The sequence below is a fragment of the uncultured Oscillibacter sp. genome, from assembly GCF_900544955.1.
Classification (GTDB): Bacteria; Bacillota; Clostridia; order Oscillospirales; family Oscillospiraceae; genus Oscillibacter.
The window spans coordinates 1-21,920 of the sequence record NZ_UQXD01000031.1 but is presented as its reverse complement, the minus strand read 5'-3'; the positions used below and the strand labels follow the sequence as shown (position 1 = coordinate 21,920).

Below are 21,920 nucleotides of genomic sequence, written 5' to 3'. Positions count from 1 at the left end.
GAATCTTGGCAAATGTCAAGGAAAAGTTTCTCTTTTTCCATCTTTTCAAAAAACCGTTTCCTTTCCGGGAAAAATGTGCTATATCAGAGGTAGGAATCGCCGCAAGCCGGCAGGATCATCAAGGAGGAGCAGTACATGAAGGAGCATTTCCAGGGCCTGGGGCATATCGCCGTTTACACGCAGGACATCGACGCCAGCATCGCCTTTTATGAGAACATCGGCGGCGCGCTGCTCAAACGGGGCGCCGTCACCACGCCGGACGGGGAGAAGAAGCTGGCGCTGGTGGACTTCGGCGGCGTCACGCTGGAGCTGATTCAGTCCCCCACCCCCGTCCCCACGGGAGAGGGCAACCTCCCCCACTTCGCCGTCTACGTGGACGACATCGACGCCACCGCCGCCGCCATCCGCGCCGCCGGGGTGGACACCTTCCTCACGCCCCAAAAGCGGGTGGTCCCCTCCCTCTTCGGCGGCCTGGAGAACTGGTTTTTCACCGGCCCCTCCGGGGAGCAGATCGAACTTTTGAAAATGCTGTGAGAAGAGCGGCGGCCTATGGCCGCCGCTCTTTTTTCTTAACAGGATGTCCTCTCCCGGGGTCCGCCGCTCAGTGGAACAGCTTCCGCCCGATCCAGATGAACAGGCAGGCGCCCACCACGCCCACCAGCAGCTCCGCAAACAGCCCGTAGGCCCGGAAGCCCAGAATCCCGAACACGGCGCTGCCCACGAAGGAGCCCACCACGCCGATGACAATGTTCCGCAGGAGGCCGCCCTCCACGTTCATCACCTTTCCCGCGATCCAGCCCACCAGGGCACCCAAAATCAATGCTCCGATCATATGGTCGTACCTCTCTTTATTTCTTTAGTCCTCAATATATGCCCGCACCCGGTAGACGGCGCCAATCTCCTCTTCGCAGATCTTCCGGCAGGCCTCGATCTCCTCCGGCGGAATGGTGTCCACCACCGTCATCATCACCTGGGGCACGTAGGCCTGAATCTCCTTGGCAAAGTCCTTCATGGCCTGGTAGCTGCCGGGCAGCTGGGGGCGGCACAGGGCCTCGTACTTCTCCGCCGTGTCGGTGTTCAGGGAGATGGACACCATGTCGAACCGGCCCGCAAACTCCGGGCAGATGTCCCGGCCGTGAATCAGGCAGCCGGTGCCGTTGGTGTCCATCCGGGTGAATATCTTCTTCCCCGCGGCCTTCAGTTGGTCAATGACCCAGACGATGTCATCGATGCGGTAGCTGGGCTCGCCGAAGCCGCAGAACACCAGCTGGCGGTACCGGGAGAGGTCCCGGGCCTCGATGGAGGTCAGAATCTCCTCCCGGGTGGGCTCCCGCTCCAGCCAGAGGTTGTCGTTGTAGATGCTGCCGCCGGAGTGCCCGTTGTGCCGCAGGCAGAACGAGCAGCGGTAGTCGCAGCGGTTGGTGGTGTTTACATACAGGTTGTCCCCGTATTCATAGGTGATGGTAAATCCTTTTTCCATAGCAGGTCACTCCAGTCCAAACAGGCGTTTTCCGTTTTCCATGGTGATGCGCTCCAGCTCTCCGGCGGGGACGCCCTTCCACGCCGCCAGGGTCTCCAGAATGTGGGGCAGGTTCCGGCTGTCGTTCCGCCTGCCCCGATGGGGGACGGGGGAGAGGTAGGGGGCGTCCGTCTCGATGAGAATCCGCTCCAGCGGGGTGACGGCGGCCACCTCCGGCGCCCGGCGGGCGTTTTTATAGGTGATGGGCCCGTCGAAGCCCAGATACCATCCCCGCTTCAAAAGTTCCGCCGCCATCTCCGGACTGCCGGAAAAGCAGTGGAACACCCCCCGGACCTCCGGAAATTCCAAGGCAATGGCCAGGGCGTCCCCGTGGGCCTCCCGGTCGTGGACGATCACCGGCAGACCCTGCTCCCGGGCCAGCGCCATCTGGCGGCGAAACAGCGTCTGCTGGAACGGTTTGGGCGGGTTCTCCGCCCAGTAGTAGTCCAGGCCGATCTCCCCCACGGCCACCACCTTGGGGTGGCCGCACAGCGCCCGGACGGCCTCCAGCTCCGCCTCTCCGGCGCCGGCGCAGTCCTCCGGGTGCAGCCCCACGGCGGCGTAGACGTGGGGGTACCGCTCCGCCAGGGCCACGGCGGCCCGGGAGCTCTCCACGTCACACCCGGGATTCACCACCAGGGCCACGCCCGCGGCGGGGAGGGCGGAGAGCACCTCGTCCCGGTCGGCGTCAAAGCCGCCGGCGTCGTAATGGGCATGGGTGTCAAACAGAGCCACAGGCTCACCTCGCTTCCGTGGGATTCCGGCGCAGCGGCGCCGCTTGCTGGTATTCTACCACAGTTTTTTCAAAAAACCAGGGCCAGGACAAAAGAAAAAGGACATCCAGCGGATGTCCTTTCTATCTCAGCACGATCAGCCGATCTGGTTGAGCTTCAGGGTCATGGCGCTCTTTCTATGAGCGGCCGTATTCTTGTGCAGAACGCCCTTGGCAACAGCCTGGTCGACTTTCTTCACGGCAACCTTGTAAGCGCCATCGGCCTCGGTGCGATTGCCTTCTGCGGCAGCAACCTCGAACTTTTTGATGGCAGTCTTCAGATCGGACTTTGCAGCCTTATTCCGTGCGTTTTTCACTTCAGCGATCAGAACGCGCTTCTTGGCAGACTTAATATTCGGCAAACCAAACACCTCCTTAGGCAAATTCACCCGGTGGAATTTTCCACCGTGCAGAATGATATTTTAGCAGGGAACGCCGCAAAAAGCAAGTCTTTTTTTACATTTTCTGTTCTATTTTTGTATATTGTATTCCGCAACGCAAAACATAGGGGCAAGACCACAAGATTTTGTGTTGGGAGGCAGAGCATTTTGTTTATCAAACGGACGGACCTGGCCCTGGAGGCCCGGGAACTGTGGCAGGAATCGGCGGAAAAAACCACCCGGCTCCACGGTGTGAAGGCCACAAAGCAAAAGCAGGAGGGCTATCCGGTGACCCGGGTGGACATTCTGGATCAGCGGGGGGAGGAGGCCCTGGGCAAGCCCCAGGGCAGCTACCTCACCATCGACCTGACCACCTTCTGGCAGCGGAAGGCGGACTTTTTCGAGCGGGCGGTCCGGGCGGTGGGCAGCCAGTTGAAAACCCTGCTGCCGCCGGAGGGGGCGGCCCTGGTGGTGGGCCTGGGCAACGCCGCCATGACGCCGGACGCGGTGGGGCCGCTGGCGCTGGACAGCGTGCTCATCACCCGGCACCTGATCGCCGCCATGCCCAAACACTTCTCCGGTTTCCGGCCGGTGGCGGCCTTCCGCACCGGGGTGCTGGGCACCACGGGGGTGGAGTCCGCCGAGGCGGTGCGGGGACTGGTGGAGCAGGTGAAGCCCGCCCTGGTCATCGCCGTGGACGCCCTGGCCTCCCGGCGCTGCGAGCGGGTGTGCGCCACGGTGCAGCTCTCGGACACCGGCATCGTCCCCGGGTCCGGCGTGGGGAACCACCGCTGGGCGCTGAACCAGGAGACCCTGGGGGTGCCGGTGTTCGCCGTGGGGATTCCCACGGTGGTGGACGCCGCCACGCTGGCGGCGGACCTGCTGGAGGAGCAGGGGCTGGCGGAGTTCTCCCCGGAAAAGCTCCGGGGAGGAAAACAGGATTTGATGGTGACGCCTCGGGACATCGACCAGCAGGTGCGGGACCTGGGGAAGGTCGTTGGATATGGGATCAACTGGGCCCTTCAGGACCTGGAGATCGAGGAGATGAATGCGCTGCTCTCATAAGGAATGAGGGGTGTTTGCCCGGCGGGGGCGGCTCCTTGGGTGGCCGAGAGGGACGGACGCGCCCCGGCGCGGGGGCAGGGGGATATGCCCAGCGGGGCGGAAGGACGGCCGCTCACCGGGACGAGTGTTTCCGTCCACGGGGCGGGGATGCGCCCGGCGGGAGCGATTGAATGGCCGCGCACAGCGCAGACGCGAAGATTTCCGCCCCACGGGGGCGGGACGAGGGTGTGCCGCTTTGCGGCACGGAATGCACCCCCCCATGGCGTCGTCGCAAAGTCCGCTTGCCTCCGTTTCCGCCTGCGGCGAAAACTGCGCCCGCTCCCTTGCTCCTCCGCTCCCCACAGAGACCGCTTCGCTGGGTCTCTGCGGGGACCCCAAAACGTCTTGCCGAAAAAAACGGGCCGTGCACGGTCCAAAAGAAAAACGCTGTTTCCTTGCGAAATTGACCCCTCTGGGGTCAACTTCGCACAGCAGGGGTCTTCGGAGCCGGTGCTTCCGGTTCCTGGGTGGCCTCCTACCGGCTCGCGCCGGACATGGTACGATTTTTGGGAGTGCGGTTCCCGCGGGTGGGACGTGTGCTGGGGTGGGGTGCTCATCGGAAGGCCCCTGCTCCGCTTTCCGCGCTCCCCGCTTCGCTCAGCGCCGGCCTGGCGGTAGAAGAGGCGGCGGACGCAGCGGCATTGGTCTGGGGTTTGAATGGTATCCTTAGAAGAAATAGGTCGAAATAACCCTATTCTCAATAGGTCCATGAGGCATAATTTGAGTGGGTGATGATATGACGCCAATGAAAATTCTGCGGACAGCGCGCAAATATTCCCAGGTGAAAATGCAGATGCTCACCGGGATCGACCAGAGCGATTATTCCAAAATCGAGACGGGAAAGCGGAACATAACTTTGGAACAATGCCGCCGCATCGCCCTGGCGCTGGAGACCAGCATGGATTATTTGGCGGGGTTGACAGACGATCCCCGGCCTTATCCCCGAAAAAAGTAAGACCAGCCCTCACACCGGCTGGTCTTACTTTTTGGGCGGATAGGGCTCCCGCTGGTCCGTGCGTCCCAGCAGATAGTCCGTGCTGGTTTGATACAGGTCCGCCAGTTTGATTAAAATCCCCACGGGAATGTCGTTTTCCCCGGTTTCGTATTTGGAATATCCGGTCTGGGACATCCCCAGCAGCTCCGCGATCTCCCTTTGCTTGCGCTCACTGTCCTCCCGCAAGTCTCGTATCCTTGGGTACACAGGCATCACCTCATGCCCATATCCTACCGTCCTGCAAACAGCCCTCGATGTTTTAACCTGTTTCAGGTTAAAATATACAGGAGGTGATGTACATGTCCCAGGAACTAGACTACCAGACCGCTTACGAGACTCTTCTGCGCGCCATAGACGAGGCCACGCTCCTTCTGGAAAAGGCCCATGCCATGACCGCCGCAGGCCTCCGGATGCAGCGGGAGGGGACCCTGGACGAGGAGGCCCTGGCCCGGCTGCAGGCGTTCAACAGCCCGACCTGACGGCCGGGCTGTTCTCTCTTTACAGATCCAATTCCAGCATCACCGGGCAGTGGTCGCTGCCAGGCACCTCGTTCCAGATGTCGGCGGCCCGGATCTTGTCCTTCAGCCGCTCCGAGACGATGAAGTAGTCGATCCGCCACCCGGCGTTGTTGGCCCGGGCGTTGAAGCGGTAGCTCCACCAGGAGTAGGCGCCGGTCTTGTCCGGGTAGAGCTGGCGGAAGGTGTCCACAAAGCCGCTCTCCAGCAGCCGGGTCATCTTCTCCCGCTCCTCGTCGGAAAAGCCGGGGTTCCGGCGGTTGGCCTTGGGGTTTTTGATGTCGATCTCCTGATGGGCCACGTTCAGGTCCCCGCAGTACACCACCGGCTTCTTCCCGTCCAGCTCCAGCAGATACTCCCGGATGTCGTCCTCCCAGGTCATGCGGTAGGGCAGGCGGGAGAGCTGGTCCTTGGAGTTGGGGGTGTAGCAGCACACCAGGTAGAAGTCCTCGTACTCCGCTGTGATAACCCGGCCCTCGTGGCGGTGCTCGTCGGCGCCGAAGCCGTAGGTCACGTTCAGCGGGGGGCGGCGGGTGAACACCGCCGTGCCGGAATAGCCCGCCTTGTCGGCGCAGTTCCAATAGCGCTCATAGCCCGGCAGATCGAATTCCGCCTGCTCCGGCCGCATCTTCGTCTCCTGCAAGCAGATCACATCCGCCCCGGCCACGGCGCAGAAGTCCAAAAAGCCCTTTCCCAGGCAGGCCCGCAGGCCGTTGACGTTCCAGGATACCAGTCTCATGGGGTCCTCCTTATGCAGTCTCGTTTTCCACATTGTATCCGATTTCGCCGAAAAAAACAAGATTGCCCCGGCGGCAAAAAGGGAGTACAGTACTCTTATATCCACAAGGATGGAGGAAACCGCTATGGACGCATCTCCCTCCGGCGCGCGGAACATGACCGCCGGCAGCCCCGCAGGGCACATCTTCTATTTCGCACTGCCCCTGCTGCTGGGCAGTTTTTTCCAGCAGCTCTACAACATGGTGGACAGTTGGGTGGTGGGCCGGTACGTGGGGGACGGGGCCCTGGCCGCCGTGGGGGTGGGCTTTCCCATCCTCTTCATGTTCACCTCGCTGTTCATGGGCCTCTCCAACGGCGGCACCGTGGTCATCGCCCAGTTCTACGGCGCCGGGCGGATGGACCGGGTCCGGGACGCGGTGGACACCATCTACACCGCCTTCACCCTCTCCGCCGTGCCCATCACGCTGCTGGCGGTGGCGGCGGTGAAGCCCATCCTCCTGCTGATGCGGGTGGAGGCGGGGGCCTGGGCGGAGGCCTGGCTCTACCTGACGGTGGTCTGCGCGGGCCTTGCGGGCAGCATCGGCTACAACCTCAACGCCGGCATTCTGGGGGGCCTGGGCAACAGCCGGACCACGCTGCTGTTTTTGTCCGTCTCGGCGGCGATGAACATCTTCCTGGATTTGACGCTGGTGCTGGTCTGCGGGCTGGGGGTGCTGGGCGTGGCCCTGGGCACCATCCTCTCCCAGGCCTTCTCCTGGCTCTTCGGCCTCTTCTACATCCGCCGCCGCTATCCCGCCATCGCCATCCGCCCCCTCTGCCTCCGGTTTGACAAGGCCCTCTTCCGCCAGATCATGGGCATCGGCCTGCCGGCGGGCATCCAGATGTCCCTCATCGCCGTGGGGTCCATCGCGGTGATGAGCAAGATCAACACCTTCGGCAAGGAGTTCACCGCCGCCTACAACGTGGGCTCCCGGCTGGACCAATTGGCCTTTTTGCCGGTGCAGAGCCTCTCCAACGCCGTCACCGCCTTTGTGGGCCAGAACATCGGCGCCCGGCGGCTGGACCGGGCCCGGCAGGGCATCCGGGTGACGGTGGCCGCCTCCGTGGTCTGGTCGGTGGCCATGCTGGTGCTGATTCCCCTGGCCCCCGCCCTGGTGGGCGTCTTCTCCGACACCCCCACGGTGGTCCGGGCGGGGGCGGTGTACCTGCGGTGCGTCATGCCCTTCTACATCCCCTTCTCCGTCATGTTCTGCCTGAACAACGCCATGCGGGGGGCGGGGGACAGCGTATTCCCCATGGTGAACGTGGTCCTCTCCCTGATTTTGCTCCGGGTGCCCATGGTCTACTGGCTGGCCAACCGCTACGGCCCGGACTACATGTACTACGGCATTGGCATCGGCTGGATTCTGGGCTGCGCGCTGTCCGTGGGGTACTACTGCTCCGGCCGCTGGAAGCGCCGCGGCAGCCTGGCGGACCAGGCCTGAACACCCACAGGGCGCCCCAAAAGGGGCGCCCTGTCCGTCTATTCCGCCTCCGCCAAAAACTCCACCTCCCGGTCGGACTGGGAGGTGGCCACCAGAATCCTCTCCAGGCAGGCCAGGGCCTCCGTCTTCTCCACGTCCCGGCGGAACACCAAAATGTCCTCCCGGCACAGCGGCGGATCGAACCGGAAGGAGCGGACCGAGGCAAAGCCCCGGATGTCCGCCGCCGGGACGATGGCCGCCCCCGCGCCGTTGGCCACCATCTTCTGGGTGAAGTCGTCCCGGTTCAGCTCGCACACCACGTTGGGCCGGAACATCAGCTCCCCGAAGAGCTGGTCCTCCAGCTTGCGGATGGTGGACCCCTCGTCGGAGAAGATGAAGCTCACGTCCCGCAGCTCCTCCGCCAGCACCGCCGGCTTGATCTTCCGCAGCCGGGGATGGGCGGCGCAGAAGGGGTGGTCCGCCGGCAGCACCAGCACCAGCTCCTCCCGGCACAGGTGGGTGTAGCCCTGGGCGGGCAGGTCGTCCTCCGGCGTGACGGCCACCACTGCCAAATCCAGCTTTCCCGCCTGCATCATGGCCTTCAATTGGGCGTACCGGTTCTCAAAGAGCTTGAGGGTGACGGAGGGGAAGTGCTCCTTGAAGGCGGTGAGGCTGCTGGCCACCAGGTCCAGCCCCCAGGAGGAGCAGCCCAGGCGGATGCAGCCCTCGTTTTTCAGCGCGGCGATGCCGGCCTGGGCGGTGTCCTGGATGCGGAGGATGTCCTGGGCCGCCTGGAGGTAGATCTGCCCGGCGGCGGTGGGAATCAGCTTGTTTTTATCCCGGAGGAAGAGGGGGGTGTTCAGCTCTCCCTCCAGCTTGATCAGGTACTGGCTCAGGGTGGACTGGGTGACGAACAGCTTCTCCGCTGCGTGGGTGACGCTCTGCTGCCGGGCGATCTCCAGGATGTATTCCGGGTTTTTGATGTCCATGGCCTGCCTCCGTTTCTCTGCCTGCGGCGCGGCGATGCGCCGCCGGTTGCACTGAGGCCATTGTACCCCAGGGCCCCCGGCCGCCTCAAGGACTTTTCTGTGAATTTTTTCCCGCCCGCCGGCGGCAGCCCCCCTTTTCCGGGGAAAATCCCCGCAAAGCGTTGTAATTCCCGGCGGCAGGCGGTATAATAATAAAACTGTTTTGCAAATACCGGCCCTCTTCCATTCGGAGCGGCCGCAAAAAAAAGGAGAGCCCCTATGGAAAAGAAAACCTTTTATATCACCACCCCCATCTACTACCCCTCGGACAAGCTCCACATCGGCCACACCTACTGCACCGTGGCCACCGACGCCATGGCCCGCTACAAGCGGCTTCACGGGTTCGACGTGTGCTTCCTCACCGGCACCGACGAGCACGGCCAGAAGATCGAGACCAAGGCCGGAGAGGCCGGCGTCACTCCCAAGGAATTTGTGGACCGGATTGTGGAGGGCCCCCGGGGCGTCAAGGACCTGTGGAAGCTGATGAACATCTCCAACGACCGCTTCATCCGCACCACCGACGACTACCACGTCTCCGCCGTCCAGCGCATCTTCCGGAAGATGTACGACAAGGGGGACATCTATAAGGGCTCCTACAAAGGCAAGTACTGCACCCCCTGCGAGTCCTTCTGGACGGACAGCCAGCTCAAGGACGGCTGCTGCCCCGACTGCGGCCGCCCGGTGGTGGACGCGGAGGAGGAGGCCTACTTCTTCCGCCTGAGCAAGTACGCCGGCAAGGTCCGGGATCTGCTGGAGAACACCGACTTCCTCCAGCCCCGCAGCCGGGTGAACGAGATGGTGAAAAACTTCATCGACCCCGGTTTGGAGGATCTGTGCGTCTCCCGGACCAGCTTCACCTGGGGCATTCCCGTGGACTTCGACCAGGGCCATGTGGTCTACGTGTGGGTGGACGCCCTCTTCAACTACACCACCGCCCTGGGCTTCCTCAACGACCGCTATGACGACTATGAGAAGTACTGGCCCGCGGACGTCCACTTCGTGGGCAAGGAGATCGTCCGTTTCCACTCCATCATCTGGCCCGCCATGCTGATGAGCATGGAGATGCCCCTGCCCAAGCACGTCTTCGGCCACGGCTGGCTGCTGCTGGACGGCGGCAAGATGTCCAAGTCCAAGGGCAACGTGGTGGACCCCTATATTCTGGCGGAGCAGTTCGGCGTGGACGCCCTGCGGTTCTTCCTGATGCGGACCTTCCCCTTCGGCTCCGACGGCAACTTCTCCAATGAGCTGCTGATCCAGACCATCAACACGGACCTTGCCAACGACCTGGGCAATCTGGTCTCCCGCACCACCGCCATGGCGGGGAAGTACTTCGGCGGCACGCTGCCCCAGGGGTGCAGCCGCTGGTCCGCGCCCCTGGCCTGCGACACGGAACTGACCGCCATGGCCTCCGCCCTGCGGGGGGCCTATGAATCCCAGATGGAGGCCTACGCCCCCCACAACGCCCTGGCGGAGGTGTTCAAGGTCATCCAGCGGGCCAACAAGTATATCGACGAGACCGCCCCCTGGGCCCTGGCCAAGGACATGGAACAAAACGGCGGCCGCCTGGCCCACGTGCTGTACAACCTGCTGGAGGCCACCCGCATCTGCGGCATCCTCCTCAGCCCCTTCATGCCGGAGAGCTGCCAGAAGCTCTTCGCCCAGATCGGCGCCGGGGCGGACCTCCAGACCTGGGACAGCGCCGGAACCTGGGGCGCCCTGCCGGAGACCGCCGCCACCACCAAGGGGGAGAACCTGTTCCCCCGCATCGACATGGACCAGGCGCTGGCGGACCTGGAGGCGGCGGAGGCCGCGGAGCGGCAATCCGCGCTGCCTGCCATCTCCCTGGAACCCCAGCTGACGGAGCAGGTGGACTTCGACACCTTCTGCAAGTCCGACTTCCGGGCGGTGAAGGTGAAGGCCTGCGAGGCGGTGAAAAAGAGCGAGAAGCTGCTGAAATTCACCCTGGACGACGGCACCGGCACCGACCGCCAGATTCTCTCCGGCATCCACAAGTTCTACGAGCCGGAGCAGCTGGTGGGCAAGACCCTGGTGGCCATCGTGAACCTGCCCCCCCGGAAGATGATGGGCCAGGAGAGCTGCGGCATGCTGCTCTCCGCCGTCCACACCGAGCAGGGGGAGGAGAAGCTGCACCTCATCATCGTGGACGACGCCATCCCAGCCGGCGCCAAGCTCTGCTGAATGCATTTGGGTCCGGGCCTTTCGGCCCGGACCCTTTTTCGCGCCCTCACAGCGGGAAGCGGCGGCGCTCCCGGTATACCGGCCCCTCCGGCCCCCGAAGGGACTCCAGCAGCGACACCGCCTCCACCGCCCAAGCCGTCTCCTCCACCGAAGCCGTGGGCGGCGGGCCCTGCCAGCGGCGGGCCAGGGTGACGTGGGGCGTCCAGGGGCGGTCCTCCAGGGCGAACCCCTCCCGGCGCAGCGCCGACTGCACCCGGCGGGCCAGGTCCTCCAGCCGTGGCGCCGGCAAAACCCCCGCCCACCACAGCCGCTCAAAGGCGCCCAGGCCCCCCAGGGTGACGGAGAAGGGGCCGCCGGTGCAGGATTGCTCCAGGGCGGAGACGGCGCCGGCGAGGTTGTCCGTCTCCCCCAGGAAGGCCAGGGTCAGGTGCAGGTTCTCCCGGGGGGTGAAGGCGGCCCGGCCCTCCCGCCCCAGGTCGGCCATGGTCCGCACCAGGGCCGCCTCCACCGCCGGCGGGCACCGGACGGCTGCAAACAATCGCATGGCACATTCCCTCCTTTTGGTTGTATTCCATCCTAACACGGTGGTATAATAGCCGCAATACGGAAAAAACGGAAAGGAAACCGACGATGAGACTGCAAAGCGCGATTTTTGACATGGACGGCACGCTGCTGGACTCCATGCACATCTGGCGGGAGCTGGGGCCGTGCATGCTGTGGAAGCAGGGCATCCGGCCGGAGCCGGACCTCCAGGAGAGGCTGAAGACTATGACGCTGCGCCAGGGGGCCGCCTACTGCAAGGAGGCCTACCGCATGCCCCAGACGGTGGAGGAGATCGTGGGGCTGATTGAGGGGCAGATCGACCACTTCTACCGCTGCGAGGTCCAGGCCAAGCCCGGCGTGGAAAAGTTCTTGTCCCTTTTGAAAATGGAGGGGGTGTGGATGTACGTGGCCACCGCCACGGACCGCCACCTGGCGGAGGCGGCCCTCCGCCACGCGGGCATCCTGTCCTACTTCCGGGGCATCCTCACCTGCCAGGAGGTGGGCCGGGGAAAGGACGACCCGGAGATCTACGAGCGGGCCATGCGGCGCCTCCAGTCCAACAAGAAGGACACGGTGATCTTCGAGGACGCCCTCCACGCCGTCCAGACCGCCAAGGCCGCGGGCTTCCGGGTCTGCGGCGTGTACGACCCCTCCGCCCAGGAGGACCAGGCCGCCATCCGGGCCCTGGCGGACGAATACATCACCTCCTTCGAGGAGATGTTCCAGAGCGAAACACCGCAGTGACAGGCGGACGGGCGGTGCCCGTCCGCTTTTTTTCGCCGGCGCTGTAACGTTTCCCCCGCCGGGGGGATATAGGGGTTGGAAAGGAGGGGAGCCCATGACCGATCTGAACGAGGCATACCGCCAGCACGCCCAAACCGTGTACAAATTTCTCCTCTCCCAATGCCGCGACCCGGACCTGGCGGAGGAGCTGACTCAGGAGACCTTTTTCCAGGCGGTCCGGTCCATCGAGCGGTTTGACGGCGGATGCAAGCTCTCCGTCTGGCTGTGCCAGATCGCCAAGCACCTGTGGTACCAGCACCTGCGCAAGCACCGGCGGGAGGCCCCCATGCCCGCGGCGCCGCCGGAGGCCGCGGCGCCCTCGGCGGAGGAGGGGGCCGTGGCCCAGGAGGGGCGGATGGCCCTTCTGCGCCAGGTCCACGGCCTGCCGGAGCCCGCCCGGGAGGTGGTGTATCTCCGGGCCTTCGGCGGCCTCACCTTCCGGGAGATCGGAGACGTGCTGGGGCGGACGGAGACCTGGGCCAGAGTGACCTTTTACCGGAGCAAGGAATCCCTGCGGAACGGAGGAACGAGCGATGAAAAATGAACTGACCTGCCCGGTGGTGCGGGACCTGCTGCCCTCGTTTGTGGAGGGGCTGACGGCCCAGGAGACCAACCGGGCCGTGGAGGCCCACCTGGCCCAGTGCCCGGCGTGCGCCGCCCTGCGGGCGGACATGGCCGCCCCGGAGGCCCCGGCGGAGACCGCCCGGGAGGTGGACTACCTGAAGGCCGTCAAGCACCGGAACCGGCGGCGGGTGCTGCTGGCGGTGCTGCTGACGGCGCTGGCCCTGGCGGCGGGACTGGCGGTGAAGGTCTTCTGCATCGGCACCCAGGCCCAGGAGCAGGGGCTGGCGGTGCTCTCCGCCCGGACGGACGGGGCGGAGGTTTTGCACCTGGACGTGGCCTCCCTCTGGTCCGGCACCGCCTACCACGGCTGGCGGCAAGAGCGGGAGGGGGAGCGGGTGGACCTGTGGGCCCGGCAGGTGATTGCCTCCCCGCTGTTCTCCTCCGGCGAGGCCCAGCTGGAGATTCCCCTGGACGGGGTGGCGGAGGTGTACCTGTGCGGGCGGCTGGTGTGGCAGGCGGGCCGGGCCATCTCCCAGCAGGCCCTGGAGCGGTACGACGCCCGGACGGACTACGTGGGGGACGCCCCCGCCCTGGGCCGCCTGGCCAGGGCGCTGAATCTGGAGGCCCTGGGGGCCTACACCACCCAGCTCCAGACCTCCACCCGCCCCTACGGATGGACGGTGGTGTTCTCCGGCCCCTATCCGGAGGCCCGGGCCCGGCAGCTGGACGAGACCATGGAGTCCCTTCTGGCGCCCCAGATGCTGGCCCTGGTGGGCAATCTGGATCAGGTCTCCTGGACCTATTCCCTGGAGCGGGACGGCGCCGGGGAGATGCAGACCCGGACCGTCACGGCGGCGGAGGCCGCGGCGACGGCGGGGGAGGCGGACATCAAGGCCTGCGCCGCCTCCCCTGCGGCGTTCCAGGCCCTCTGCGACGCGCTGATGGGGTGAGCGCCCCCGCATCGGACGGCAAAGGACGCCGGAGCAGCCATGGCTGCTCCGGCGTCCTTTTTACCGCACGGAAAACCGGAAGCGGAGGAACTGGCGGTACAGTTCTCCCGCCCGGAGGACCGGGGAGGGGAAGGCGGGGTGGTTCACCGCGTCCGGAAAATACTGGGGCTCCAGGCAGAGGGCGTGGCCCGGGCCGTAGACGGCGCCGCCCTTGCCGGGGCGCTCCGCCAGCCACCCGGCGGTGTAGAGCTGCACCCCGGGCAGGGAGGTCTCCAGCGCCAGGGCGATGCCGGTGCGTGGACACCAGACCTCCGCCGCCGCGCCCGGCCCGCCCTGGAGCACCAGGTTGTGGTCGTAGCCCCGGGTGGGCGCCAGAAAGGGGTCCCCCAGCCGCTCCCCCAGCACCCCGGGGGCGCGGAAGTCCAGGGGGGTGCCGCCCACCGCAGCCAGCTCCCCGGTGGGAATGCCGCCGTCGGCGGGGGTGTAGTGGTCCGCCCGGACCGTCAGGCGATGGTCCGTCACCGGCCCGCCGTCGTGGCCCGCCAGGTTGAAATAGGCGTGGTTGGTGAGGTTCACCACCGTGTCCGCGTCGGACACGCCCCGGTATTCCACGGTGAGGGCGCCGCCCTCCAGGGTATAGGCGGCCTCCACCTGGAGATTGCCCGGAAAGCCCTCCTCCCCATCGGGGGAGCGCAGGGTGAAGACCACCCGGTTCTCCCCCAGGGCATAGTCCCACAGCCGCCTGTGAAAGCCCACCGCGCCGCCGTGGAGGGTGTTCTCCCCCTCGTTGCGCCCCAGGCGGTACACCGTGCCGCCGAGGGAGAAGGTCCCGCCGCCGATGCGGTTGGCGCACCGGCCGATGGTGCCGCCCAGGCAGGCGTCCAGCTCCCGGTACTGCTCCAGGCGGTCATAGCCCAGGCAGATGTCCGTAGGGGTCCCGGCCCGGTCCGGCACCCGGATGGCCCGGACCGCCGCCCCGAAGGGGAGCAGCTCCACGGCGCAGGGGCCGTCGGTGATGGTCAGCAGGGGGACGGGCTGTCCGTCCAGGGTGCCGAAGGGCCGCTCCGTCACCATCCCTCAGCCCTCGTAGCCGTTGGGGTGGCCGCTGTGCCAGGCCCAGGCGTCGGCGATGATCTCCTCCAGGCCCCGGCGGGGCGTCCAGCCCAGCACCTGGGCGGCCTTCTGGTTGGAGGCGATCAGCACGGAGGGGTCCCCCGCCCGGCGGGGCTCCACCACGGCGGGAATCTCCCGGCCGGTGATCCGGCGGGCGGTGTCGATGATCTCCTTGACGGAGTAGCCGTCGCCGCTGCCCAGGTTGAACACGCCGCTCTCCCCGGTCTTCTCCAGGTGCCGCAGGGCCAGCAGGTGGGCTTCCGCCAGGTCCCGGACGTGGATGTAGTCCCGGATGCAGGTGCCGTCGGCGGTGGGGTAGTCGTCGCCGTAGATGCCGATGTGGTCCCGCTGGCCCAGGGCGGTCTTCATCACCAGGGGAATCAGGTGGGACTCGGGGTTGTGGTCCTCGCCGATGCCCACGTCCGGGTTGGACCCGGCGGCGTTGAAGTAGCGCAGCGCGGCATAGCGGATGCCGTAGGCCCGGTCGCACCACTTCAGCATCCCCTCGATGGCCAGCTTGGTGGCGCCGTAGGGGTTGGTGGGGTCCGTGCGGTCCCGCTCCTCAATGGGCTGCTTCTCCGGCTCGCCGTAGGTGGCGGCGGTGGAGGAGAACACGATCTTGTCCACGCCGTGGGCCTGCATGGCCGACAGCATGGACTGGGAGCCGGCCACGTTGTTGCCGTAGTACTTCAGGGGATTGGTGACGCTCTCTCCCACCAGGGAGTAGGCGGCGAAGTTGATGACGCCGTCGATGGCGTTCTCGCTGAACACCTGGTCTAAAAAGGCGCCGTCCCGCAGGTCGCCCACGTACAGCTTTCTGGCGCCCTTCACCGCCTGCCAGTGGCCGGTGCGGAGATTGTCCACCACCACCACGTCATACCCCTGTTCCACCAGCAGCGCCACCATGTGGCTGCCGATATAGCCGGCGCCGCCGGCCACGAGAATGGTCTTCATCTTCGTTTACCTCCTTATTTCACGCTTTGGATGAACCGCGCAAAGGCCGCCCGGCCCTCCGGGGTGCACTTGTAGACGCCGGCGTGCTCCAGCACCGCGGCGAACACCGCCCCCACCTCCTGGCGGAGGATGGCCGGGGCGTTCTCCCGGGTGAAGGCATGCCGCGCCCGGAGCGTCTCCGCCCAGTCGGCGTGCTTTTCCAGCGCCGGGTCCCGCCGGGGGTCCCCGCCCGCCGCCAGCGTCTCCCCCAGGGCCGCCAGCTCGCCCTGGAGCCGGGCGGGCAGCACCGCCAGGCCCATGACCTCAATGAGGCCGATGTTCTCCTTTTTGATGTGGTGCAGCTCCCGGTGGGGGTGGTAGAGGCCCAGGGGGTGCTCCGGCGTGGTCAGGTTGTTCCGCAGCACCAGATCCAGCTCAAACTTCCCCTCCCGCCGCCGGGCGATGGGGGTGATGGTGTTGTGGGGCTCCCCGTCCGTCTCGGCGAAGACGACGGCGGCCTCATCCGTATAGCCCCGCCAGGCGGCGAGAATCCGCTCCGCCAGGTCCACCAGGCGGTTGTCGTCGCCGCAGCGCAGCCGCAGGACGGACATGGGCCAGCGGACAATGCCCGCCTCCACGTCCCCGAATCCGGGGAAGGACACCGCCCGCTCCACCGGGGCCCGCTCCATGGCGAAGGTGTACCGGCCGCCCTGGAAGTGGTCGTGGCTGAGAATGGATCCCCCCACGATGGGCAAATCCGCGTTGCTCCCCACAAAGTAGTGGGGGAACTGCTTCACAAAGTCCAGGAGCTTCCGGAAGGCGGAGCGGTCGATCCGCATGGGCACATGCCGGCCGTTGAAGACGATGCAGTGCTCGTTGTAGTAGACATAGGGGCTGTACTGGAAAAACCAGTCCCCGCCGTCGATGGTGACGGGAATGAGGCGGTGGTTCTGCCGGGCGGGGTGGTCCAGCCGCCCGGCGTAGCCCTCGTTCTCCCGGCACAGCAGGCACTTGGGGTATCCCCCCTGGGGGGCCGCCTTGGCGGCGGCGATGGCCCGCGGGTCCTTCTCCGGCTTGGAGAGGTTGATGGTGATGTCCAGGGCCCCGTAGGGCGTCTCGGCCACCCACTTCTGGTCCCGGGCGATGCGGTAGCGCCGGATGTAGTCGCTGTCCTGGGCCAGGCGGTAGTACCAGTCGGTGGCGGCCTCCGGGGCAGTCCGGTACTTCTCCCAGAAGGTCCGGGCCACCTGGCTGGGCCGGGGCGTCAGCCGCCCCATCAGCTTCGTGTCGAACAGGTCCCGGCTGGTGACGCCCGCCTCAATGCGGCCCTGGGCCACGGCCCAGTCCAGAATCTCCCCCAGAATCTCCTCCAGGGGCCGCTCCCGGGGGGGCACCGCCTCCCACGCGGAGAGGCCCAGGTCCTCCAGCAGTCCGTTGACGGCCCAGGTCTCATCCGCCGCCTCGATGAGGCCGGTTGCGGCGGCATAGGCCGTCAGGTCCGCGATGGCTTGGTGGATGTTCATGCCCGCTTCCCTCCTCACCCAATTTGAATGCCGCCCACGGGGCGGATGGAGACCACGTGGCAGGCGCCCTCGCCCAGCACCGCCTCCGTCCGCCGCCGGAAGTTCGGCAGCAGCTCCAGAGGCACGAAGGCCTGGGCGGTGCCGCCGAAGCCGCCGCCGTGGACCCGGACGGCCCCCCGGCCCTCCAGCATCCGCTCGCACAGGGCCAGGGTCAGCATCAGCTCCTGGTTCACCGTCTGGCCGGTGGGGATCACGTTTTGGAGATACTGGGCGGAGGAGCGGCCGGATTCCCGCACCAGGGCCAAAAAGCGGTCGAAGTCCCGGTCCCGGAGGGCCTGGGCCTCCTGGGCGGCCCGGCGGTTCTCCCCGTAGAAGTGGAAGGCCCGGTTCACCGCCCGGTCCCCGGCGGCCCGGCGGACCTGGGGCAGGGCGGCCAGGAAGGCCTCCTCCTCCACCTCCCGCAGCGTCTCCCGGCCGAAGTACCGGCACACCGCCTTCAGCTCCCCGGTGATGGCGGCGTACTCCGCCGTCAGATCCGCGTGGCCCGCGCCGGAGTCCAGAATGCACAGGGCGTAGCCGGCGGCGCGGAGATCCAGCGCGATCTGCTCCACCGCCGGGCGGGCGGGGTCCGCGAAGTCGATGGCCACCACGCCCCCCACGGAGGAGGCGGTCTGGTCCATCAGCCCGCAGGGCTTGCCGAAAAACACGTTCTCCGCGTACTGGCCGATCTGGGCGATTTCCACCGGGGTGCAGCGCCCCTGGAAAAACAGCGCGTTGAGCAGCGTGCCCACCAGCACCTCAAAGGCGGCGGAGGAGCTCAATCCGCTGCCGCCGGGGACGGTGGAGGTCATGTACACGTCCGCCCCCGCCCCGGACAGGGGACAGCCCAGGGCGGCAAACCGGGCGGCCACCCCCCGGATCAGGGCGGCGGAGGTGTTCTCCTCCTCCGGCTTGGGGGCCAGCTCCCCCAGGTCCACCACCAGGAGGGGGTAGCCCTGGGACTGCAAGCGGATCATGCCGCTCTGGTTGGGGGCGGCGGCGGCCAGAATGTCCAGGTCCACGGCGGCGGCCAGCACCCGTCCATGCTGGTGGTCGGTGTGGTTGCCGCCCAGCTCCGTGCGGCCCGGGGCACTGAACAGCGCCTCCGGCGGGCAGGCGAAGGTCTTTGCAAACCCGGAGAGCACCCCCTCGCAGCGGCGGCGGGCCTCCTCCACCCGGTCCGGTCCATACAGGCGGGCCAGGGTCTCGTCCAGCTCCCCCCGGGTCAGGCGGTTTTCCAAAGTCATCGGTTCCATGGCGCTTCCCTCCTTGTGTTTCTCGATGTCTCTACCCTACCAGCGCCGGGCGGGGTTTTCCATGTGCTGGGGTGGCCAGTTCCATGGATTTTTGTTGCATAATCGGTTGCGCGGAGGTATGCTGGAGGGAGAGGGGAGGCGAGAGCCGTGGACCGGGATTTCAAGTATTCCTTTAAAACCGCCCAGCGGGAGGAGCTGTCGCTTTTGGTCTACAACGCGGGGTTTCAGAAGTGCCCAGCGGGCTACGGGTGGGGCCCCGGCGTCCGGGACCACTATCTGCTGCACTACGTGGTCTCCGGCCGGGGGCGCTACGAGGCGGATGGCAGGACTTTCGTCCTCCGGGCGGGGGAGGCCTTCCTGGCCCGGCCCGACGTGCCCATCTACTACCGCGCCGACGACGCCGACCCCTGGGAGTACTACTGGGTGGGCTTTTCCGGCCCGGCGGCGCCGCTGCTGCTGGCCCAGACCCCCTTCACCGCCGCCCGGCCCGTGCTGCGCCCCGCCGCGGGGGACGGCCTGCGCCAGGGGCTGCTGGAGATCTACAAGGCCCGGGGCACCGACTATCCCAGCGCCGTGCGCATGGCGGGATACCTCCAGGCGGCCCTGGGGCTGTTGATGGAGGGCGCGCCCCGGCGGGGGGAGGCCCCCCTGTCCGCCTACGCCCGGCAGGGGGCCGCCTTCCTCCAGCAGAACTACTCCCGGGAGGTGGGGGTGGAGGAGACGGCCCGGCAGGCGGGGGTCAGCCGCAGCTGCCTCTACCGGGCCTTTCAGGCGGAGTACGGCTGCTCCCCCAGCGCGTACCTCACCCGGTTCCGCATCCAGCGGGCCTGCCAGCTCCTGCGCCACAGCACGCTGCCGGTGGGGGCGGTGGCGGCCTCCGTGGGCTTTCAGGACCCCTTCTACTTCTCCCGGGCCTTCCGCCGGGAGACGGGGTGCAGCCCCACCGCCTACCGGGCGGGGGCGTCCGGGTAATTCTCCTTCCAGGTTTCGGCAAAAGGGGGATTGTCCTTTTCCCCGGTTTCCTGTATGATAAGGAAAGTCGATTCCCCCAAAAAAGGAGCCGTGTTCTATGATCAGTCTTCTCCTGCTGCGGCAGATTGCCCAGCTCTTCCTGGCCATGCTGATGGGCTGGCTGTTGGTGCGCTCCGGACGGGCCAAGGCGGACGACAGCCGCTACCTCTCCGTGGTGGCGCTGTACCTCATCAACCCCTGCGTCATCATCACCTCTTACCAGCTGGAGTTCTCCCGGGAGATGGTCCAGTCCATGCTGCTGTCCCTGGGAGCCGCCATTTTGATCCACGCACTCATGTTCGCCATCACCGCCCTCTTGAAAAAGCCCCTCCGCCTGAACCCGGTGGAGCAGGCCTCCGCCGTTTATTCCAACTGCGTGAACCTGCTGATTCCAGTGGTGGGGGCCATTTTGGGCAAGGAGTGGCTGTTGTTTACCAGTATGTACATGATGGTGCAGGTCTCCATGCTGTGGAGCCACTGCCGGATGCTCCTCAGCGGGGAGCGGACCATCTCCTTCCGCAACATCTTCGGCAATCTGAACGTCCTGTCCATGCTGCTGGGGTTGGCGCTGTTCCTGCTCCACATCCGCCTGCCCGCCCTGGCGGCGGGGGCCATGGAGTCCGTGGGCAGCATGCTGGGCCCCATCAGCATGATCATCATCGGCATGCTGATGGCGGGCGTGGACCTGAAGCGGGTGATCCGCATTCCGGGGGTGTGGAAGGTGACGCTGCTGCGGCTGATTGTCTACCCGCTGGTGATTCTGCTGGTGCTGAAGTACAGCGGCATCGCCTCCCTGCTGCCCAACGGGCGGGAGATCCTCCTCATCAGCCTGCTGGCCGCCTGCGCCCCCTCCGGCACCATGGTGACCCAATTGGCCCAGATCTACGGCGGGGACGAGTCCTACGCCAGCGCCATCAACGTGGTGTCCACGCTGTTTTGCATCGTCACCATGCCCCTGATCGTCGCCCTGTATCAGCTTTGAACAACGGCCCCCGGCGGAGTACTCCGCCGGGGGTCTTCTTCTCAGGAGAGATAGTCCAGCAGATTCTCCCGGGTGACGGTGACATACTCCAGCCAGACGTACCTGCCGTCCGTCAGCTCCACCGCCTCCGCCGGGTCCCTGCCCTCCGCCAGGGCGCAGGCCAGGGCCAGCATGTTCTCCGCCTGGCCCGCCGCGTCGTTTAGGACGGTGCCCCGCAGGGTGCCGTCCGCCACCGCCTGAAGAGCGGGGCGGGTGGCGTCCACCCCCACGATGAAGGGCATCTCCTCCGGCGCAAGCCCGGCGGCCCGGCAGGCGTCGATGGCCCCCAGGGCCATGTCGTCGTTGTTGGCGAAGACCACCTCCAGACCGCCGCCAAAGGCCTCTAGCCACTCCGCCATGCGGGTGCCCGCCTGGCCCCGCTGCCAGTCAGCGGTGTCGTTGGCCAGCTTCTCCGTGGCCACCCCCGCCTCCGTCAGCGTCTTGATGCTGTACTCCGTGCGCAGCAGGGCGTCCTGATGGCCGGCCTCGCCCTCCAGCATCACGTACTGCACCACCCCGTCGCGGTTCCGGTCCAGGGCCGCCCGGTCCTCCCGCCAGGCCCGGAGGACAATCTCCCCCTGGAGCTGGCCCGCCCGGGCGGCGGGGGAGCCCACGTAATAGGCGTGCTCCCACCGGCTCAAGTCCTCCACCACCGGCTCCCGGTTGAAGAAGATCACCGGCACGCCGGCGGCCTGGGCCTTGTCGATGAGCACGGCAGCGGCGGTGCGGTCCACGATGTTCACGCAGATCACGTCGTAGTCCCGGTCCAAAAACCGGTCCACCTGCTCGTTTTGCAGCGTCTGGCTGCTGCGGCCGTCCGCCAGATTCAGGTTGATCTTCACCCCCCGGGCCTGTTCCTCCGCCTGGGCCATCTGCTGGAGGTCCTGGGCCACGGTGGAGATGAAGGTGTCGTCCTGCTGGTACAGCGCCACGCCGATGCGGATGGTGGGCGGGGCGTCGCTTTGGCCGCAGCCGGGCAGCCACATCAGCCCCAACAGCGCCGCCAGCAGCGCACAAATCCGTCTCATGGAACCTCCTTCCCCCTCACCGGGTCACCGGGAAGAGCAGCTTCTGGTTGTCCGGGTCGTACATGTTCTCCTGCCGCACCAGGGCGAAGTCCAGCGGCTCCACCGGCGGCGCCGCCTCGTGCCGGGCGGCCCGGACCGCCGCCTCCACCGCCAGATACCCGGCGGCAAACTCGTTCTGGGCGGCGATGGCGGTGATGCGGCTTTGCTCCAGCGACGCGGCGATGGCCGCCGTGGACCCCATGCCGTACAGCAGCGGCGCCGTCTCGGCCCCCTGGACGGCGGCGGCCGCCTGCTCCAGGGCCGAGGCCTCAAAGGCCACCACCGCCTCCGGCGATTGGGCCAGGCAGCGCTCCAGGGCATCCCCCAGGGACTCCTCCCCGGCGGGGCGGCAGACGGCACCCCGCCGTCCCTCCGCCGCCAGCAGCGCCCGGGCCGCCTCCAGCC

General features: G+C 66.6%; 24 protein-coding genes and 1 pseudogene. 11 read left to right on the top strand and 14 right to left on the bottom strand.

What is annotated here, in order from left to right; all coding sequences use genetic code 11:
• Positions 1-135: 135 nt before the first annotated feature.
• Entirely contained in the window at positions 136-534 is a 399-nt protein-coding gene (locus QZS21_RS08250) for a VOC family protein (protein ID WP_295582245.1), read from the top strand.
• Positions 535-601: 67 nt separating this feature from the next.
• Here the strand turns inward: QZS21_RS08250 and QZS21_RS08245 are convergent, their stop codons facing one another.
• The 4 genes from QZS21_RS08245 to rpsT all read right to left on the bottom strand — a co-directional run bounded on the left by QZS21_RS08245 (position 602) and on the right by rpsT (position 2,653).
• Positions 602-832: a GlsB/YeaQ/YmgE family stress response membrane protein gene (locus tag QZS21_RS08245; protein WP_295582243.1), complete on the bottom strand. Its 231-nt coding sequence runs from the start codon at positions 830-832 to the stop codon at positions 602-604.
• Between the two features lie 24 nt (positions 833-856).
• Positions 857-1,480 carry a TatD family nuclease-associated radical SAM protein gene (locus QZS21_RS08240; protein WP_295582241.1) on the bottom strand — a complete coding sequence of 208 codons (624 nt, stop codon included), beginning with the start codon at positions 1,478-1,480 and terminating at the stop codon, positions 857-859.
• 6 nt (positions 1,481-1,486) lie between these two features.
• A complete protein-coding gene (locus QZS21_RS08235; protein ID WP_295582239.1) occupies positions 1,487-2,254 on the bottom strand; it encodes a TatD family hydrolase in 768 nt (255 codons plus the stop codon).
• A gap of 135 nt (positions 2,255-2,389) precedes the next feature.
• Complete coding sequence (gene rpsT / locus QZS21_RS08230; protein WP_295582236.1) at positions 2,390-2,653, bottom strand: 30S ribosomal protein S20; 264 nt, start codon at positions 2,651-2,653, stop codon at positions 2,390-2,392.
• A gap of 186 nt (positions 2,654-2,839) precedes the next feature.
• On the opposite strand from rpsT, the gene gpr reads away from it, so the two are divergent.
• Together gpr and QZS21_RS08220 are read left to right on the top strand one after the other, a co-directional pair.
• Positions 2,840-3,736, top strand: a complete 897-nt coding sequence (gene gpr / locus QZS21_RS08225) for a GPR endopeptidase (protein WP_295582234.1) — start codon at positions 2,840-2,842, stop codon at positions 3,734-3,736.
• 775 nt (positions 3,737-4,511) lie between these two features.
• Positions 4,512-4,730 (top strand): helix-turn-helix domain-containing protein, encoded by a 219-nt coding sequence (locus tag QZS21_RS08220; RefSeq protein WP_295582232.1) that lies wholly within the window; start codon positions 4,512-4,514, stop codon positions 4,728-4,730.
• Between the two features lie 24 nt (positions 4,731-4,754).
• On the opposite strand, the gene QZS21_RS08215 is transcribed toward QZS21_RS08220, so the two are convergent.
• Positions 4,755-4,955 (bottom strand): helix-turn-helix transcriptional regulator, encoded by a 201-nt coding sequence (locus QZS21_RS08215; protein WP_308589323.1) that lies wholly within the window; start codon positions 4,953-4,955, stop codon positions 4,755-4,757.
• A gap of 113 nt (positions 4,956-5,068) precedes the next feature.
• Here QZS21_RS08215 and QZS21_RS08210 point away from each other — a divergent pair, with 113 nt between their 5' ends.
• On the top strand, positions 5,069-5,248 hold the full coding sequence (locus QZS21_RS08210; protein WP_295582227.1) for a hypothetical protein: 180 nt from the start codon (positions 5,069-5,071) through the stop codon (positions 5,246-5,248).
• Positions 5,249-5,267: 19 nt separating this feature from the next.
• Here QZS21_RS08210 and QZS21_RS08205 read toward each other — a convergent pair whose 3' ends face one another.
• Positions 5,268-6,023, bottom strand: coding sequence for an exodeoxyribonuclease III (locus tag QZS21_RS08205; RefSeq protein ID WP_295582225.1), 756 nt, complete (start codon positions 6,021-6,023; stop codon positions 5,268-5,270).
• A gap of 124 nt (positions 6,024-6,147) precedes the next feature.
• Between QZS21_RS08205 and QZS21_RS08200 the strand changes: the two genes are divergently transcribed.
• A complete protein-coding gene (locus QZS21_RS08200) occupies positions 6,148-7,506 on the top strand; it encodes an MATE family efflux transporter (RefSeq protein ID WP_295582223.1) in 1,359 nt (452 codons plus the stop codon).
• 38 nt (positions 7,507-7,544) lie between these two features.
• On the opposite strand, the gene QZS21_RS08195 is transcribed toward QZS21_RS08200, so the two are convergent.
• Positions 7,545-8,474, bottom strand: coding sequence for a LysR family transcriptional regulator (locus QZS21_RS08195; RefSeq protein ID WP_295582220.1), 930 nt, complete (start codon positions 8,472-8,474; stop codon positions 7,545-7,547).
• Between the two features lie 258 nt (positions 8,475-8,732).
• Between QZS21_RS08195 and metG the strand changes: the two genes are divergently transcribed.
• Positions 8,733-10,712, top strand: a complete 1,980-nt coding sequence (gene metG, locus QZS21_RS08190) for a methionine--tRNA ligase (protein WP_295582218.1) — start codon at positions 8,733-8,735, stop codon at positions 10,710-10,712.
• Positions 10,713-10,758: 46 nt separating this feature from the next.
• Here the strand turns inward: metG and thpR are convergent, their stop codons facing one another.
• The gene (thpR, locus tag QZS21_RS08185) at positions 10,759-11,256 is read right to left on the bottom strand and encodes an RNA 2',3'-cyclic phosphodiesterase (RefSeq protein ID WP_295582216.1); all 498 of its coding nucleotides are present in this window, start codon (positions 11,254-11,256) and stop codon (positions 10,759-10,761) included.
• Positions 11,257-11,342: 86 nt separating this feature from the next.
• Between thpR and QZS21_RS08180 the strand changes: the two genes are divergently transcribed.
• The 3 genes from QZS21_RS08180 to QZS21_RS08170 all read left to right on the top strand — a co-directional run bounded on the left by QZS21_RS08180 (position 11,343) and on the right by QZS21_RS08170 (position 13,552).
• A complete protein-coding gene (locus QZS21_RS08180) occupies positions 11,343-11,999 on the top strand; it encodes an HAD family phosphatase (RefSeq protein ID WP_295582213.1) in 657 nt (218 codons plus the stop codon).
• 94 nt (positions 12,000-12,093) lie between these two features.
• Entirely contained in the window at positions 12,094-12,582 is a 489-nt protein-coding gene (locus tag QZS21_RS08175; protein WP_295582211.1) for an RNA polymerase sigma factor, read from the top strand.
• Positions 12,572-13,552: a DUF4825 domain-containing protein gene (locus QZS21_RS08170; RefSeq protein WP_295582208.1), complete on the top strand. Its 981-nt coding sequence runs from the start codon at positions 12,572-12,574 to the stop codon at positions 13,550-13,552. Before QZS21_RS08175 ends, QZS21_RS08170 begins: the two co-directional genes overlap by 11 nt.
• 60 nt (positions 13,553-13,612) lie before the next feature.
• Here the strand turns inward: QZS21_RS08170 and QZS21_RS08165 are convergent, their stop codons facing one another.
• The 4 genes from QZS21_RS08165 to QZS21_RS08150 are packed head-to-tail and all read right to left on the bottom strand — an operon-like array spanning position 13,613 to position 18,416.
• Complete coding sequence (locus QZS21_RS08165; RefSeq protein WP_295582206.1) at positions 13,613-14,626, bottom strand: aldose epimerase family protein; 1,014 nt, start codon at positions 14,624-14,626, stop codon at positions 13,613-13,615.
• 3 nt (positions 14,627-14,629) lie between these two features.
• Entirely contained in the window at positions 14,630-15,619 is a 990-nt protein-coding gene (galE, locus tag QZS21_RS08160) for a UDP-glucose 4-epimerase GalE (RefSeq protein ID WP_295582204.1), read from the bottom strand.
• A 14-nt stretch (positions 15,620-15,633) separates the two neighbouring features.
• Positions 15,634-17,121 (bottom strand): UDP-glucose--hexose-1-phosphate uridylyltransferase, encoded by a 1,488-nt coding sequence (gene galT, locus QZS21_RS08155; RefSeq protein WP_295582202.1) that lies wholly within the window; start codon positions 17,119-17,121, stop codon positions 15,634-15,636.
• A gap of 14 nt (positions 17,122-17,135) precedes the next feature.
• Positions 17,136-18,416: a galactokinase family protein gene (locus QZS21_RS08150; RefSeq protein WP_295582200.1), complete on the bottom strand. Its 1,281-nt coding sequence runs from the start codon at positions 18,414-18,416 to the stop codon at positions 17,136-17,138.
• Positions 18,417-18,563: 147 nt separating this feature from the next.
• Between QZS21_RS08150 and QZS21_RS08145 the strand changes: the two genes are divergently transcribed.
• Positions 18,564-19,388, top strand: a complete 825-nt coding sequence (locus tag QZS21_RS08145; RefSeq protein WP_295582198.1) for an AraC family transcriptional regulator — start codon at positions 18,564-18,566, stop codon at positions 19,386-19,388.
• A 97-nt stretch (positions 19,389-19,485) separates the two neighbouring features.
• Entirely contained in the window at positions 19,486-20,409 is a 924-nt protein-coding gene (locus QZS21_RS08140; protein ID WP_295582196.1) for an AEC family transporter, read from the top strand.
• A gap of 41 nt (positions 20,410-20,450) precedes the next feature.
• Here the strand turns inward: QZS21_RS08140 and QZS21_RS08135 are convergent, their stop codons facing one another.
• Positions 20,451-21,476 carry a galactose ABC transporter substrate-binding protein gene (locus tag QZS21_RS08135; RefSeq protein WP_295582194.1) on the bottom strand — a complete coding sequence of 342 codons (1,026 nt, stop codon included), beginning with the start codon at positions 21,474-21,476 and terminating at the stop codon, positions 20,451-20,453.
• 16 nt (positions 21,477-21,492) lie between these two features.
• Positions 21,493-21,920: pseudogene (locus tag QZS21_RS08130) on the bottom strand (hypothetical protein); the annotation flags it as partial.

Excerpts from the sequence above, each read along its gene's own strand:
- QZS21_RS08140 (WP_295582196.1), top strand. The coding sequence starts at position 19,486 with ATGATCAGTCTTCTCCTGCTGCGGCAGATTGCCCAGCTCTTCCTGGCC.
- galE (WP_295582204.1), bottom strand. The coding sequence starts at position 15,619 with ATGAAGACCATTCTCGTGGCCGGCGGCGCCGGCTATATCGGCAGCCAC.
- QZS21_RS08220 (WP_295582232.1), top strand. The coding sequence starts at position 4,512 with ATGACGCCAATGAAAATTCTGCGGACAGCGCGCAAATATTCCCAGGTG.
- thpR (WP_295582216.1), bottom strand. The coding sequence starts at position 11,256 with ATGCGATTGTTTGCAGCCGTCCGGTGCCCGCCGGCGGTGGAGGCGGCC.
- QZS21_RS08200 (WP_295582223.1), top strand. The coding sequence starts at position 6,148 with ATGGACGCATCTCCCTCCGGCGCGCGGAACATGACCGCCGGCAGCCCC.
- QZS21_RS08180 (WP_295582213.1), top strand. The coding sequence starts at position 11,343 with ATGAGACTGCAAAGCGCGATTTTTGACATGGACGGCACGCTGCTGGAC.
- QZS21_RS08150 (WP_295582200.1), bottom strand. The coding sequence starts at position 18,416 with ATGGAACCGATGACTTTGGAAAACCGCCTGACCCGGGGGGAGCTGGAC.
- QZS21_RS08240 (WP_295582241.1), bottom strand. The coding sequence starts at position 1,480 with ATGGAAAAAGGATTTACCATCACCTATGAATACGGGGACAACCTGTAT.
- metG (WP_295582218.1), top strand. The coding sequence starts at position 8,733 with ATGGAAAAGAAAACCTTTTATATCACCACCCCCATCTACTACCCCTCG.
- QZS21_RS08135 (WP_295582194.1), bottom strand. The coding sequence starts at position 21,476 with ATGAGACGGATTTGTGCGCTGCTGGCGGCGCTGTTGGGGCTGATGTGG.
- QZS21_RS08170 (WP_295582208.1), top strand. The coding sequence starts at position 12,572 with ATGAAAAATGAACTGACCTGCCCGGTGGTGCGGGACCTGCTGCCCTCG.
- galT (WP_295582202.1), bottom strand. The coding sequence starts at position 17,121 with ATGAACATCCACCAAGCCATCGCGGACCTGACGGCCTATGCCGCCGCA.
- QZS21_RS08250 (WP_295582245.1), top strand. The coding sequence starts at position 136 with ATGAAGGAGCATTTCCAGGGCCTGGGGCATATCGCCGTTTACACGCAG.
- QZS21_RS08210 (WP_295582227.1), top strand. The coding sequence starts at position 5,069 with ATGTCCCAGGAACTAGACTACCAGACCGCTTACGAGACTCTTCTGCGC.
- QZS21_RS08165 (WP_295582206.1), bottom strand. The coding sequence starts at position 14,626 with ATGGTGACGGAGCGGCCCTTCGGCACCCTGGACGGACAGCCCGTCCCC.
- QZS21_RS08195 (WP_295582220.1), bottom strand. The coding sequence starts at position 8,474 with ATGGACATCAAAAACCCGGAATACATCCTGGAGATCGCCCGGCAGCAG.
- QZS21_RS08175 (WP_295582211.1), top strand. The coding sequence starts at position 12,094 with ATGACCGATCTGAACGAGGCATACCGCCAGCACGCCCAAACCGTGTAC.
- QZS21_RS08245 (WP_295582243.1), bottom strand. The coding sequence starts at position 832 with ATGATCGGAGCATTGATTTTGGGTGCCCTGGTGGGCTGGATCGCGGGA.
- QZS21_RS08205 (WP_295582225.1), bottom strand. The coding sequence starts at position 6,023 with ATGAGACTGGTATCCTGGAACGTCAACGGCCTGCGGGCCTGCCTGGGA.